This is a genomic window from Mycobacterium sp. NPDC050041 (genome assembly GCF_049541695.1).
Classification (GTDB): domain Bacteria; phylum Actinomycetota; class Actinomycetes; order Mycobacteriales; family Mycobacteriaceae; genus Mycobacterium.
In genome coordinates this window covers 1,103,124-1,118,333 of record NZ_JBMVDG010000001.1, presented here as the reverse complement: position 1 = coordinate 1,118,333, position 15,210 = coordinate 1,103,124, and the positions used below count along the sequence as shown (strand labels likewise).

The following is a 15,210-nucleotide window of genomic DNA, read 5'->3' as shown; positions in this document are numbered from 1 at the left end:
CTGCGGGCGGGGGGAGCACCGATGGTTGCGAGATGTCGCGCCCGCCCGCATCCGACCCGTGCGAGACCGCGCAGCGATGCCACGGCCTCGACCGTCGCAAACACGCGAATCGGCACACCGCAAAGCAGCGACAACGCCACGAGCGCGGCCGGTCACAGTGGAATACGAAGCCGGGAATTGATGGCGCAGTTCACGCCCGGCGCACCCGCTGTGACACAGAAGCCGGCCGGAATCGATCTCGCCGAAACGGCCGCAGAGCGGGGCCGCATAGCTACCTTGAGAATGGATCAAAGAACTATCGAACGTCGAAGTCGGGGGCTGATATGGGCTCGGATCGGAATGCTGCCGGAAGTCCCGTCGACCGGCGATTGTGACACGATCCGATGACCAACGTTCTCGAGCCGCTCGACCAGACGGTGTTCGACATCGAACGGGCGACAGGTACGGCCAATCTCCTCCAATGCGCCTGGATTCTCCCCGGCCCGGTGAACGGGCCGGGCCTCGAGCTGTTCCACGAGCGCCTCCGGCGCGGTGTCCTGGTATCCCGACGCATCGAACGTTCGGCTCTGCCCTTCGGTCGCCATCGCTGGGTCGCGTCCTCGCACGCGTCGGACATCGAGTTCGTGAGCTCGGCGCGGCCGCGTGGTGAGTTCAGCGACTGGCTGAACGAGCAACCGAGCATCACGCTCGATCCCGAGCACGGACCGGGCTGGCACCTTGCGGCACTCCCCTTCACCGACGGCGGCTCAGGGGTGAGCCTCGTCATCTCCCACTGCCTCACCGATGGCATCGGATTGTGCGAGTCGTTGGTCAGTGCGGTCGGCGACCGCGACGTCGGCAGGAACTGGCCCGAGGCGGCATCGCGGAAGCGCTCGCGCGCCATCCGCGAAGATCTCCGTCAGGTGGTGCGCGACACTCCCGCCATCCGACGAGCCGGCGCCGCGGTGCTCCGGATGGGCCGGCAGAAGCGTGAGTCGGCGGGATCGACGCCGACCCTTGAACGCACCGGTGAAGACGAGATGGTCGACATCCCGAGGGCGACGATCCTCGTCGACGCGGGTGACTGGGACAGCCGCGCCGAGGCGCTCGGCGGAACCAGCAACACCCTGCTCGCGGCCTTCGCCGCCCGGCTCGCGAGCGGGCTGGGACGAGTCACCCCGGACGGATTCGTCACGCTGGACATGCCCGTCAACGAACGCACGCTCGAGGACACCCGCGCGGGCGCCGTGCGGGATGCCCACGTGACGGTCGACCCGAGGTCCGCGACGAGCGATCTGCGCGAGATGCGGGCCGCGATCAAGCACGCCCTGGTCCAGCACAAAAACTCGGTGGACGATGAGATGGCCCTGATGCCGCTCGTCCCGCTGCTCCCGCAGTGGGTGGTCAGACGCATGGTCAACTTCGTCCACGGCAGCGCCACGAGGGTTCTCTCGTCGAATCTCGGCGCAATCGACGAATCGGCCAATCGCCCCGACGGCACCGAAGCCGATCACTTCGCCATGATGTGGAAGTACCCGCACGTGACGAAGAAGCTGCTCCATCAGGGCGGGGGAATACTGGCGCTGCTCTCCGGGCGACTGCACGGGAGCGTCTTCGTGTCAGTCTTCGCCTACCAGCCAGGTCACTCGAACGACCGGCTGCCGCAACGCCTGTTGGACACTCTGAGTGAGTTCTCGCTCACCGGCGCCGTGATGTGAATCAGCGGAGCAGATCGGTCGCGATCCGCTCCGCTGACTCGGCCGCTCAGTACTTGCTGCAGGAGTTGAAAGCCTGCGCCATGACCGGAACGTTCTGGTCTGCGCCCGGCAGGCTCATGAACATCTGCGCCAGCTGCTGGCGCTGCGCGGGACCGGAGGAAAAGAACTGACGAAGGTAGGACTGCGACATCGGCTGTGAGTCGAATGCGGAGGCAGGCCCGGGATTCTCGGTGCGCAGTGCCGCGACCCACTGGTCGTAGGTACAGGTGGAGTTGATGGCCGGCCCGAGATCAGGCTGCGCGGCGGCCACGCCGGCCCCGGCGCTCAGCGTCAGCGCGAGCCCTCCGAGCGCTACGGCGACTTTGCTCATCGACAATTTCATCATGCTTGTCTCCTTTCCCCCCGGCACCGAATCCTAATCGCCGAGACCGATTGTTGCCCATACTTTTGTGTCATCGTCGGCGCCTGAATGTTCGTTACCGACCCAGACCCATTTGCCCGCGCGATGTGAAAAGACCTGTACCGCCGACGGAGAATGGCGCGCCTAAACGGGCGCCCGGGGGAACTCGACCGTGGGCGGATCGTCGTCGTCGCGGCGCATGGGGGTGCCCAGCAGGGCCCGCACCAGTGGTCGCGGCCCGTACGGGCGCAGCATGGCGCTCGCAGGACGCGGCCGCACCCGCTGCGGCCACCAGAACCAGCGGCCCAGCAGCGCGGCGATGGCGGGGGTCATGAACGAGCGGACGATCATCGTGTCGAACAGCAGGCCGAGGCCGATGGTCGTGCCGATCTGACCGATGATCCGCAGGTCGCTGACCGCCATGGACGCCATCGTGGCGGCGAACACCAGACCGGCGGTGGTCACGACCTTCCCGGTCCCGCCCATCGCCCGGATGATGCCGGTGTTGATGCCTGCGCCGACTTCCTCCTTCATGCGGGACACGAGCAGCAGGTTGTAGTCGGATCCCACGGCCAGCAGGATGATCACCGACATCGCCAGCACCATCCAGTGCAGGTTGATGCCCAGGATGTACTGCCACAGCAGCACGGACAACCCGAAAGAGGCGCCCAGGGACAGCACCACGGTGCCCACGATGACCAGCGCCGCGATGAGACTGCGCGTGATGACCAGCATGATGATGAACACCAGGCAGATCGCCGCGATGCCGGCGATCAGGAGGTCGTAGGTGGACCCGTCCTGCCAGTCCTTGGCGGTCGACGCCGTCCCGGCGAGATAGATCTTGGCGTCGCTCAGGGGTGTGCCTTTGAGCGCCTCCTCGGCGGCGACCCTGAGCTTCTCGACGCGTTCGATGCCCTCCGGTGTGGCCGGATCACCGTTGTGGGAGATGATGAACCGGGCCGACTTCCCGTCCGGCGACAGGAACGACGCCATCGCGCGTTTGAAGTCGGGATTGTCGAAGACCTCGGGCGGCAGGAAGAACGAGTCGTCGTTCTTGGCCGCGTCGAACGCCTGTCCCATCGCACTGACGTCGGTGGTCTGCTCATCCATCTGGGCCGAGATCCCCGACATCGTCGAGTACATGGTGAGCGACATCGTCTGGATGGTCCGCAGGACCTCGATGATCTGGGGGAATTGCGCGGCGAGTTGCGGCAGGAGCACGTCCAACTGCTCCATGTCCTTGGTGAGGATCTGGATCTTGTCGTGGAGCGCGTCCACGCCGTCAATGGTGTCGAAGATTGACCGCAGCGCCCAACAGATCGGGATGTTGTAGCACTTCTTCTCCCAGTAGAAGTAATTCCTGATCGGTCGGAAGAAATCGTCGAAGAGGACGACACTGCCCCGCAGTTCGTCGGTGATCGCCGCGATCTCCTGGGTGCTGAGGATCATTTCGTGCGTGACTTCGTTCAGCCGCTGGATCATCGCGTACTGCTCCTGCATGATGCCGATCATCACGCCCATGCTCTCGGCCTGCTTGAGCATGTCGCCGTTGCGTTCGCCCTGGAACTTCTGCACCTGGTACTGGGTGGCTTGCTGGAGGCTGAGCAGGAAGGGGATGGACGTCTTCTCGATCGGTGTCCCCTCTGGGCGGGTGATCCCCTGCACCCGCGAAATCCCGGGAATGCCGAAGAGCGCCTTGGCCAGCTTGTTGAGCGTGATGAAGTCCGTGGGGTTCCGCAGATCGTGCCCCGCCTCGATCATGAGGACGTCGGGCGTCAGTCGCGCCTGGGTGAAGTGGCGTTCCGCTGCCGCGAACCCCTGGTTCGCCGGAATGTCCGGGGAGATGTACTCGCGGTCGTTGTAGCTCGTTTCGTACCCCGGCAGCGCCAGCAGACCGACGAATGCGGTCGCAAGAGCGGCCACAAGGATGGGACCCGGCCAGCGCGCGATCGCCGTGCCGATCCCCCGCCACCTACGGGACTTGAGTCTGCGCTTGGGTTCGAGCAGTCCGACAGCGCTCGCCAGGGCAATCCCGGCCGGCACCAACGTCACCGCGACGGCGACCGCGGCCAGCATGCCGATGGCACACGGGACACCCATGGTGTGGAAGTACGGCAACCGGGTGAAGCTCAGGCAGTAGATGGCGCCGGCGATCGTCAGTCCTGATGCGAGGACGACGGGAGCGGTACTGCGATAGGTGGTGTAGTACGCCGTTTCCCGATCTTCGCCCGCTTGCCGCGCCTCCTGATACCGGCCGAAGAAGAAGATGCCGTAGTCGGTGCCCGCCGCGATCGCCAGGAAGACCAGCATGTTCACCGCGAAGGTCGAGAGCACGAACACTTGGTTGGCGCCCAGTATCGCGACGATTCCGCGGGCCGCCGCCAATTCCACGCCCACCATGACCAACAGCAGGATGACGGTGATGATCGAGCGGTAGACGATGAGCAGCATCGTGAAAATGATCACGACGGTCACGATTGTGATCTTGAGGATCGAGTCGTTGCCGCTGTGCTGCATGTCCGAGGCCAGCGGCGCCGCCCCGGTCACGTAGACCTGCACACCGGCGGGCGGCGAGGAACGCGCGGCGATGTCCCGCACCGCTGCCACCGACTCGTCGCCCAGCGGCGTCCCCTGGTTCCCGGCGAGATTCAACTGCACATAGGTGGCCTTGCCGTCCGGGCTCTGGACGCTCGACGACGTGAGCCGGTCGCCCCACAGATCCTGCACGTGGGTCACGTGTTCTGGATCGTCGCGCAACTGCTGGATCAGCCCCGCGTAATACTGCCGCGCAGCCTCACCGAGCGGCTCCTGGCCTTCCAGGACGAGCATCGCCGAACTGTCCGAGTCGGATTCCTCGAACGCCTGTCCCATCCGCCGCATGCCCTGCGCTGAGGGCGCATCGGCCGGCATCAGGGACACCGAGTTCTCCTCCGCCACCTTTTCCAGCGCCGGGATCGCGGAGCGCCATTCCCAGCCGACCGAGGCCAGCGTCGTGTAGATGATCACGGCGATCCAGGCGACGATGATGATCGGCGAGAACCGGCGTATCGTCCGCGCGATGAACGGCGGGCGGTCTCTTCTTGTCCTCATGCGACCTGACTAGTCCCGCGACAGCAGGGAGCGGACCAGCGGGCGGGGACCCACCGGTCGGAGCATCGAGCTGGCGGGACGGGGACGCACCTGCTGCGGCCACCAGAACCACCGGCCGAGCAGGGCGGCGATGGACGGCGTCATGAACGCACGCACGATCAGGGTGTCGAAGAGCAGCCCGAGACCGATGGTGGTACCCACCTGTCCGATCGTGAGCAGGTCGCTGACGATCATCGAGCCCATCGTGGCGGCGAACACCAGACCGGCGGCGGTCACGACCTTGCCGGTCCCGCCCATGGCCCGGATGATGCCGGTGTTGATGCCGGCGGCGACTTCTTCCTTCATTCGCGAGACGAGCAGCAGGTTGTAGTCCGAGCCCACCGCCAGCAGGACGATGACGGACATCGCCAACACGACCCAGTTGATCTGGATCCCGAGTAGGTGCTGCCACACCAGGACGGACAGGCCGAACGACGCTCCCAGCGACAGCGCCACCGTACCGACGATGACCAGGGCCGCGATCAGGCTCCGCGTCATGATCACCATGATCAGGAAGATCAGGCACAGGGCGGCGACGCCGGCGATCAGGAGATCGATCTTCGAGCCGTCGATCTGGTCCTTCACCTGTGCGGCGGTGCCGGTCAGATACAACTTCGAACTCTCCAGCGGAGTCCCCTTGAGCGCTTCTTCGGCCGCGGTCTTGATCGGCTCGACCAGCTTGGTCCCCTCGGGCGTCGCGGGATCGCCCTTCTGTGAGATCAGCAAGCGCGCCGCCTTGCCGTCCGGAGACATGAAGATGTCCAGAACGCGCTTGAAGTCCTTGTTCTCGAAGATGTCCGGCGGCAGGTAGAAGGACTCGTCGTTGTTCGAGGCGTCGAACGCCTTGCCCATGGCGGTGGCGTTGGTGTTCGAGTCGTCCATCTGGGCGAAGATCCCCGACATGGTGCTGTGCATCGTCAGCATCATCGTGCGGGTGCTCTCCATCTGGGCGATCATCGGCGGGAACGAGGTCAGCAGCTGCGGCATCAGCTCATCGAGCTGGTCGAGGTCAGCCGTGAGGTCCTTCATCTTGAGCGTCACCTGGTCGATGCCGTCGATGGAATCGAAGAGGCCCCTGAATGCCCAGCAGATGGGGATGTTGTAGCACTTCTTTTCCCAGTAGAAGTAGTTGCGGATCGGCCTGAACCAGTCGTCGAAATCGGCGATGTGGTCCCGCAGCTCGACGGTGATCTCTTCGATCTCGTGGGTGGTGCCGACCATGCGGTGCGTCGTGCCGACCATCTCGGTCATCAGGCTCTGCATGCGCTTCATCACGTTGATCGTCGTGGACATCGAGTCGGCCTGTTTGAGCAGATCCTCCATGCGCGCCCGCTGGAACGGCATGGTCAGCTTCTGGCTGGCGTTGCTCATGCTCAGCATGAACGGGATCGACGAGTGCTTGATCTGCGTGCCTTCGGGCCGCGTGATCGACTGCACGTTGGCGACACCGGGGACGGCGAAGACCGCCTTGGCGAGCCTGTTGAGCACCAGCAGGTCTGCGGAGTTGCGCATGTCGCGGTCCGACTGGACCATCAGGAGCTCAGGTGAGGCCATCCGCGACTCCGGGAAGTGCCGCGCGGCAGCCGCGTAGCCCTGGTTGGCCGGGATGTCCTGGGGCAGGTACTTCTGGTCGCTGTAGCTCGGGTTGTAGCCGGGCAGCGTCAACAGGCCTATCAATGAAATTGCTATCGTCGCAACGAGAATCGGCGCCGGCCACCGGACGATCGCGGTACCGATTCGCCGCCACCGGCGAGTCGCCACCCTCCGTTTGGGGTCGAAGGTGGCCCAACGACTGGTGGCGGCGATGCAGGCGGGCACGAGTGTGAGCGCCACCGCGACGGCGACGAGGATTCCTATCGCGCCGGGGACTCCGAGCGGTTGGAAGAACGGCAGTCGGGTGAAGCTGAGGCACGCGATCGCGCCGGCGATCGTCACACCGGACGCGAGTACCACTTTGGCGACACTGCTGTACGACGTGAAGAACGCATTCTCCCGGTCCTCGCCGGCCTGGCGTGCCTCCTGATATCGGCCGGCGAAGAAGATGGCGTAGTCGGTTCCTGCTGCGATGCCGACGGAGACGAGGAGATTGACGACGTATGTCGTGAGGCCGACATAGCCCTGTAGGGCCAGGAACGCGACCACACCCCGGGCCACCTGCAGCTCGACGAACACCGTGAACAGCAGGATGATGACGATCAAGATCTTGCGGTAGAGCAGCAGCAGCATGACGCAGATGACGCTGATGGTGACCAGGGTGATCAGCAGAACCGTCTTGTTACCGCTCGTGCCGAGGTCGGCGACGATTGCCGATGGACCGGTCACATAGGTCTTGACGCCCGGCGGCGCAGGCGTGCGGTCGACGACGTCGCGCACGGCCGTGACCGAGTTCGTCGCCTCGGCCTGACCCAGTTCACCGACAAGGTCCATCTGCACATACGCGGCTTTTCGATCTGCGCTCTCTGCTGCGCCCGCGGTCAACGGGTCGCCCCAGAAGTCCTGGACGTGCTGTACGTGCTGGGGGTCGTCCTTCAGCTGACGGATGATCTCGTCGTAGTACCTGTGCGCTTCTTCGCCCAGGGGCTCGGTGCCCTCGAGAACGATGATCGCCACGCTGCCGCCGGTGGATTCCTCGAAGGCCTGACCGATGCGCTCCGCCGCGATCACGGACGGCGCGTCCGCCGGGCTGAGCGAAACCGATCGCTGCCGCTCGACCACCTCCAGCGGAGGAATGGTGACGGACAGCAGGACCATGACAGCCAGCCAGCCGATGATGATCAGGGGGGAGAAGGACCGGATGAACGAGGCGATCCGCGGCCGTCGAACCCGCCGGTGCTCCGTGGAGACGTTGCTCATGCGGCCTTCAGGAGGCATGAGGTGAACGCGTTGGTGTTGTCGGACACCTTCTCGGCCTTGACCTCACCGTCCACGGTGATACGGCAGCCGATGTAGTTGCTGTCGCCCTGCGCCATGAGACTTCCTGTCGCAGTGGCGTTCCCGATGTCGAACTGCATCGTCCAAGGCAGGCTGATGCCCGTGATGTACTGCGGCTCCGAGTCCTTGTCGAAGTAACTGATGTTGGCGACGGTGCCCGACGCGCCGAACACCTCGTACACCAGCTGCTTCGGATCGAACGGCTTGGTGTCGGCTGCTCTCGTGTCGGCATAGGAGATTCTTCTCTCGGAGCCGAAGATGCCGTGCAGACGCGACACGGTGAAGCCGCCGGCAGCGACCACGGCGAGTACGAGCAACGGAATCCACGCCCGTTTCAGCAGCCTGAAAATCGCAGGACTCCTCCCCTGTGCCACACCCGCACCATGCTGAGGCATGGCGCCGTCTGATCGCAAACGCTGAGCGCCCCTTCGGGCGTCAACCGGTGGATGAAGGGTAACCCATGCCCGAAACCGCCATATGGGCTTGTGCCCGACGCGATATGCGATTGCGATGATCGCTTGATAAGTGCACGGCAGTACGAGTTTTATCGTTGCTATAGCAAACGACTCCGTGCACTGCTGAGTGCGCAGTCTCCGCAGGTGGTAGCAACCTCATGCCTGGAACGCGCAGGTGGCGGTGAGCTGGCACGAATGCATATATGGAAGTATTTGGCGAATAATTCGCGTACAAGGCTCGGCGTTGCTCGCGGCGGTGATTGTGAAGTTTGCCGCCGGTTCTTCACAGCGAATGCGAGGACGGGCGTCACCAAAATGTAATCAATTCATGTGCCCGTTCGGCTTGACCACTCGGGCCGAAGAACCCCGTTCTCCGGACCCGACGCGGACTAGCGCCTCCGTCAATTAGCTGCTGCGCCGGCCTCCGGCGTCGTGCCGACCGGAGTCGCCTGTCTCCTCGACACTGTCCGTTTGCCCGATGTGTTCCGAGCGCTCATCTCAGCTCTTCGCCTCTCCACCGTTCGCACCCGCACGAACCGTTCGAAACCCCTTCGGCGCGCATCTCTACGGTGGGACCGACAACGTGCACTGCGCTGCACGCGACGGGGTGGGAGCTTGCATGTCACGAACGGTCGACTTCCAGGTCGAGTCCGCGATCGGCGTCGAACAGATCCATGCCGCCTATTCCGAGGCGGACTACTGGGTGTCACGACTGGCGGCCTACGGCGACAACGGCCGCCTCGACGCGATCGACGTCGTCGACGGCTCCGTACAGGTCGTCACCGTCCAGGACCTGCGTACCGCCCTGTTGCCCAAGCCGTTCGGAAAGCTGTATCCCCGGGACCTGGAGATCGTCCAGGACCAGACGTGGACCCTGGTCGACGGCGAGCTGCACGGAACGGTCCACATCGAAGCCCGGGGCGCACCGGGTTCCGGTCGCAGCAGCGTGGTGCTGGCGCCCGCGGGCGGTGCCTCTCAGCTGCGCTGTACCGCGACGGTGAAGGTCGACGTGCGCTTCGTGGGCGGCACGATCGAGGGCATGCTCAGCCGCCAGATGGTGGACGACACCCCCGAGATGCTGCGCTTCACCGCCGAGTGGCTGACCGAGCAGGCCTAGCGGACGAGCCCGTCGTCACCTGATCCGGCGCAACCGGCGTCCGGTGGAATCGACGGATGCCAGCTCCTCGATCGGGCCCAGCCTCAGGGCCTGCTCGAGTTGCTCGCCGTAGCGGGCGAGCGTCTCCGCGCCCAGCATCTCCTCGTGCGTGCAGTCGACCGAGTGCACGGTGATGTTGCCGGCGACATGAGGGCTCCAGGCGCGCAGTATCTCGGCACTCCTGTCCTCGTGAGCACCCTCGGCCCCGAACAGCACCATGTCACCGCCGAACACACCCGGTTCGTAACTCCGGTACGACTCGATGTTGGCGCTGCCGTTCCGGATGATCCGGTCGACGAGCTCCTTGTACCGGCCGAACACCGCCTCGCCCTGCATGCGCAGCATCACGTCGATCTGCTCGTTGGTGACCGACTCGTCCAGGCCGGCGTTGCTGATCTGATAGAAGCGTGCGAGCTCCTCCCGGACGTGCGTCATGCCCAGGATCTGATTGGGCGTCGCGAGCCGCCCGTCGAGTTCCGGCTGGGCGTCCAGGATGATCAGGCGCGCGACCTCGCCGCCGCGCCGTTCCAGTTCGACGGCCACTTCGTGGGCGACGACGCCGCCGAAGGACCAGCCGAGCAGGTGGTACGGCCCATTCGGCCGCATCTGCTGGATCCTGTCCGCGTAGGTCCGCGCCATGTCGCGGATCGACCCGGCGGCATCGTCATCCGTCTGCTGGATTCCGACGATCGGGCAATCGAGATGGCGGCCGAGCGCCTGGTAGGGCCAGCTCAGCCCGCTCGCGGCGTGGATGCAGAACAACGGAGCGCCGCTGCCCTTCTTCAGGGTCTGGATCGGGGTGACCTCCCGCGGGGAGTCGGCGCCGATCCGCAGCTGCTGACGCAGTCCGGCCACGGTGGGCGCCTCGAACACCGCTGACACCGAGATGTCGGCATCCAGGCTGCTGTTGACCGCGGCGACGAGGCGCATCACCGACAGCGAGTCCCCACCGAGTTCGAGGAACGAGTCGTCGACACCGACGCGCGGCAATCCGAGGATCTGTTCGAAGATGCCGACCAGGACCTGCTCGACGGTGTCGGCGGGGGCGCGGTACTGCGCTGCGGTGTACTCGGGGGCGGGAAGGGCCCGGGTGTCCAGCTTGCCGTTGACGGTGAGCGGCAACGCGTCGAGCACCACCACCGCCGCGGGCACCATGTAGGCGGGCAACCGTTCCGCCAACCGCGCGCGGATGGCGCCGGGATCGACGGCGCCGCTGCGTGATTCGGTGACGTAACCGATCAGCCGCGTGATGCCGGTTCCGCTCTCGCCGGCGACCACCGCGGCCCGGTCCACCTCGTCGAGCGCAGCCAGTGCGGACTGCACGTCGCCGAGTTCGATCCGGAAGCCGCGGATCTTGACCTGCTCGTCAGAGCGACCCCCGTAGCGCAGTTGCCCGTCGTCACCCCAGCGCACCAGGTCGCCGGTGCGGTACATGCGGGCACCCGGCGTCCCGAACGGGCACGCCACGAACCGCGACGCGGTCAGGCCCGCCCGACGCACGTAGCCCTGCGCGACGCCGTCGCCGGCGATGTAGAGCTCCCCGACCACGCCGGCGGGTACCGGCCGCAGCCAGTCGTCGAGCACGAACAACGCCGCTCCGGCCACCGGCGCACCGATGGGTACCGGCCCGGATCCCGCCACGAGCGGGGTGCTCATCGACGCGTAGATGGTGGTCTCGGTCGGGCCGTAGGCGTTGACCATCACCCGGCCGGGCGCCCAGCGGTCCACCACCTCCGCCGGGCAGGCCTCACCACCGACCAGCAGGGCGGTGCGCTCCAGTCCGCTCGGCGAGAGCATCCCCACCGCCGACGGCGTCTGGGTCAGCACGTTGACTCCCTCGTCGGCGAGCAGCGCATGGAAGTCCACCGGTGACGCGGTGATCTCCTCGGGCACGACGACCAGCCGGCCACCGCCGAGCAGCGCACCCCAGATCTCCCAGACGGAGAAGTCGAAGGCGTACGAGTGGCACTGCGTCCACACCTGTCCCGGCGGCAGACCGGCATCCAGCGACGCCAGCAGCGAGGTGACGTTGCGATGGGTGATCGCCACGCCCTTCGGCACACCGGTGGTGCCGGAGGTGTAGATGATCTGGGCGACGTCGTCCGGCGCCGGCTCCGGCACAGGGCCGTGCCAGAAACCGATCCCCCACTCGTCGACCGGATCGTCGACGTCGATCACCGCCACGTCATGGGCCGCGACCCGCCACTGCAGATCCGAACGGGTGATCACCGCCGCCGGTGCGGCGTCGCCGAGCATGAAGTCGATCCGCGCGTCGGGGTGCATCGGATCCATCGGCACGTAGGCCGCACCGGACTTGAGGATCGCCACGATCGCGACGACCGCCTCCGCGCACCGCGGCATCAGCAGCCCCACACACTGTCCGGCTCCCACACCACGGCCCATCAGCGCCCGCGCCAACCTGTCCGACGCCGCATCCACCTCGCGATAGGACAGCGCGTCGCCGTCTCCCGACAGCGCCACCGCCTCCGGTGTCCGCCGCACCTGCGCAGCGAACGCCACCGGCACCGAGACACCGGCCGCCGCGGGGCGAATCAGCGTCGCCCGGTTGCCGACCTCGTCCAGCCGCGCCCGCTCGGTGTCGGCCAGCACCTGCACCGAGGACAACCGCCGTCCTGGGTCGCCGGACATGGCGGCCAGCACGCGACTCAACCGGTCCATCATCCTGCCGATCGCGGCCTCGTCGAACGCCTCGGCGTCGTACTCGACCCGGAACCCGATCTCGTTGCCCGGCAGCGCTTCCACGGTCAACGGATAGTGGTTGTTCTCGTGGTGGTTGAAATCGCTGACGGACAGCTCGTGCTCGCCCGCCACCGCACCGGCGTCGATCGGGTAGTTCTCGTAGACGAACAGCGTGTCGAACAGCTGGTCGTGGCCCGTCACCCGGTGGATGTCGGTGAGCGCCAGGTGCTGGTGGTCGAGCAGCTCGTTGTGGAAGTCCTGCAGCTGGTCGAGCAGATCGGCGACGGTGGTGGCCGGCGTGATGTTCGCCCGCACCGGCACCGTGTTGATCATCAGACCCACCATGGACTCCGCGCCCGCCACGTCCGACCGGCCGGACGCGGTGGCGCCGAACGCGACATCGTGCTGACCCGTCAGTGACGTCAACAGCATCGCCCAGCCCGCCTGCAGCACGGTGTTCATCGTGGTGTGGCACGAGCGGGCCAGCTCGCCGAGCGCGTCGGTGACCTGCTCGGACAGCCGGTGCGCACTCACCCCGCGCGGGCCCGCATGCGGGCGCGGAGCGACCAGGGTGGGGGTGGCGAAGCCGTCGAGTGCCTCGCGCCACGCCGCGCGGGCGCCCTCGACGTCGCGACCGTCGAGCCAGGTCACGAACCGGCGGTACGGCGGCGGGGAGGGCAACCGGTGTCCGTGGTACCCGGCGAAGATCTCGCCGAGCAGGATCGGCAGCGACCATCCGTCGACCACGATGTGGTGGAACGTCAGGACGAGCCGGTGCCGCTCGCCGGGCGTGCCGATCAGCGCGGCCCGCACGGCCGGCCGGTGGGCGAGGTCGCACACCTTCGTTCGCTCGTCGGCGCACAGCTGGGCGATCTCCGGCCCCGGATCCCGGCCGTCGCCACGCAGGTCGAGGTACCGCCATGCCATCAGGGGATCGGCCGGGATGATCTGCACCGGTTCGTCGAACTCGTCGCAGAAGCGGGCCGCCAGGTGCGGGTGCCTGCGGACCACGGCGTGCACGGCATCGCTCAACCGCTCCGGGTCGAGCGGGCCGCTGATGGTGAAGTCCAGTTGCACGGCGTACACGTCGTCGTCGGTGCGGGCGGTGGCCGCGTGAAAGAGCAGGCCCCGTTGCAGCGGGGTCAGCGGCAGGATGTCGGCGGCCGGGCACTGCTGCTGCAGCTGGTCGATCTGTCGCTGTTCCAGTCGGGCGGGAACGATGTCCGACGGCGTCAGCCCGCCGCCACCGGAGCTCACATGAGCGCAGATACCTGTCAGCGCCTCGAACCACAGCTCACTCAGCCGGCCGACCTGGTCGTGGTCCAGCGCCGACGGCGCCCACGTCCATGAGGCCTGCAGGCGCGGTCCGGCGTCGGTGTCCATGGTGACGGCGTTCAGTTCCAGCGTGTGCGGCAACGGCATCGGCACCGCCGCGGCGGCACCGGTGAGCGACAGGCCCTCCTGGGAGATCCGCCACAGGTCGTCGGACAGCTCACCGCCCGACACCCCCAGCCGGCCGAGGTAGTTGAAGCCGACGGTCGGGTCGGCCGCGGTCAGCCCGACCTCCGGCTTCAGGTAGCGCAGCAGTCCGTAGGTGAGGACGTCGGGCAGCGCCCGGAGTTGTTCCTTGGCGGCCTTGACCGTCGCACCGAGCGCCGGGTCGCCCGCGCACACCTGCGCCCACGACAACCCGCCGGGCGTCAGCGCCACCGGGTACTTGGTGGTGAACCATCCCACTGTGCGTGAGAGGTCGACGTCGTCGGCGAGTTCCTCTGCGCGCCCGTGCCCTTCGACGTCGATGGCGACCGGGGCCGTGCCGGTGCCCAGCAGCTCCGCGACCGCGAGGCCGAACGCGATCAGCAGGATGTCCTGGACCCCGGCGTGGAAGGCCGCGGGCACCTCACCGAGCAGACTGCGGGTGGTCTCGGCGTCCAGCGCGGCCGAGAGGTGCCCGGCGGTGGCGAAGGTGTCGCGCTCGGGTTGTACGGCGGGCAGCATGGCGGGGGTCTCGGCGATCTCCCGCCAGGCGGCGGCGTGCCCCGCCACCTCTGCGGTGCTGGCGTGTTCGACCAGCAGCCTGGACCAGCGCAGGAACGACGTGCCGCCGGCAGGCAGCGCCACGGGTTGACCGCCGCGGTGCTGCGCCCACGCGATGTTGAGGTCTTCCAACAGGATTCGCCAGGACACCCCGTCGATGGCCAGGTGGTGCACCACCAGCGCGAGCCGGCCGGTGGACGTGGCCCACAGCGCGCTGAGCATCGTCCCGGCGGCCGGGTTCAAGCGGGCCCGCACCGCGGTCATCGCCTCGTCGGTGAGCTCGTCGACGGTGTGCAGGCAGCTGCGGGCGTCGACCGAGCCGGGGTCGGGCACGTAGATCGTCCAGACGCCGGAGTCCCCGTCGGCGGCGCGCAGGCGCAGCGTGGCGTGCCGGTCCAGCAGGGCCTGCAGCACGACCACGACGTCATCCTCGGTGACTCCGGCCGGGGCCTGCAGCACCATCGTCTGGTTGAACTCGTCGACCGGGCCGTGCACGCTGTGCAGCCAGCGCATGATCGGCGTCGGCACCACCGGTCCGACGCCCTCGTCGACCTCGGCGGCCGAACCGTCCGCCGCGGTGGCCACCCGGGCCAGCCTGGCCACGGTCTGCTCGACGAAGACGTCGCGCGGCCGGCACAGCACGCCTGCCGCGCGCGCCCTCGCGACCACCTGCATCGACAGGATGCTGTCGCCGCCGAGTTCGAA

The 15,210-nt window shown here is 67.0% G+C and carries 7 protein-coding genes (1 of these 7 cut by a window edge); 2 read left to right on the top strand and 5 right to left on the bottom strand.

Annotation, left to right across the window (positions count from 1 at the left end):
- The first annotated feature begins 383 nt into the window (after positions 1-383).
- Complete coding sequence (locus tag ACPCHZ_RS05275) at positions 384-1,697, top strand: hypothetical protein (protein WP_423483754.1); 1,314 nt, start codon at positions 384-386, stop codon at positions 1,695-1,697.
- A 46-nt stretch (positions 1,698-1,743) separates the two neighbouring features.
- Here the strand turns inward: ACPCHZ_RS05275 and ACPCHZ_RS05270 are convergent, their stop codons facing one another.
- From ACPCHZ_RS05270 to ACPCHZ_RS05255, 4 genes are all read right to left on the bottom strand, one after another.
- Positions 1,744-2,082, bottom strand: coding sequence for a hemophore-related protein (locus ACPCHZ_RS05270; RefSeq protein WP_423483753.1), 339 nt, complete (start codon positions 2,080-2,082; stop codon positions 1,744-1,746).
- Positions 2,083-2,241: 159 nt separating this feature from the next.
- Positions 2,242-5,187 carry an RND family transporter gene (locus ACPCHZ_RS05265; protein ID WP_423483752.1) on the bottom strand — a complete coding sequence of 982 codons (2,946 nt, stop codon included), beginning with the start codon at positions 5,185-5,187 and terminating at the stop codon, positions 2,242-2,244.
- A 9-nt stretch (positions 5,188-5,196) separates the two neighbouring features.
- Positions 5,197-8,079: an RND family transporter gene (locus ACPCHZ_RS05260; RefSeq protein WP_423483751.1), complete on the bottom strand. Its 2,883-nt coding sequence runs from the start codon at positions 8,077-8,079 to the stop codon at positions 5,197-5,199.
- Positions 8,076-8,495: an MmpS family protein gene (locus ACPCHZ_RS05255; protein ID WP_423483815.1), complete on the bottom strand. Its 420-nt coding sequence runs from the start codon at positions 8,493-8,495 to the stop codon at positions 8,076-8,078. The genes ACPCHZ_RS05260 and ACPCHZ_RS05255 overlap by 4 nt, the downstream gene beginning before the upstream one ends.
- Positions 8,496-9,231: 736 nt before the next feature.
- Between ACPCHZ_RS05255 and ACPCHZ_RS05250 the strand changes: the two genes are divergently transcribed.
- Entirely contained in the window at positions 9,232-9,729 is a 498-nt protein-coding gene (locus tag ACPCHZ_RS05250) for a DUF2505 domain-containing protein (RefSeq protein WP_423483750.1), read from the top strand.
- 15 nt (positions 9,730-9,744) lie between these two features.
- Here ACPCHZ_RS05250 and ACPCHZ_RS05245 read toward each other — a convergent pair whose 3' ends face one another.
- Positions 9,745-15,210, bottom strand: partial view of a non-ribosomal peptide synthase/polyketide synthase gene (locus ACPCHZ_RS05245; RefSeq protein ID WP_423483814.1) — the final stretch only. The gene runs 25,773 nt beyond the window's last position; the window shows 5,466 of its 31,239 coding nt (coding positions 25,774-31,239); its start codon lies off the right edge, out of view; it ends in the stop codon at positions 9,745-9,747.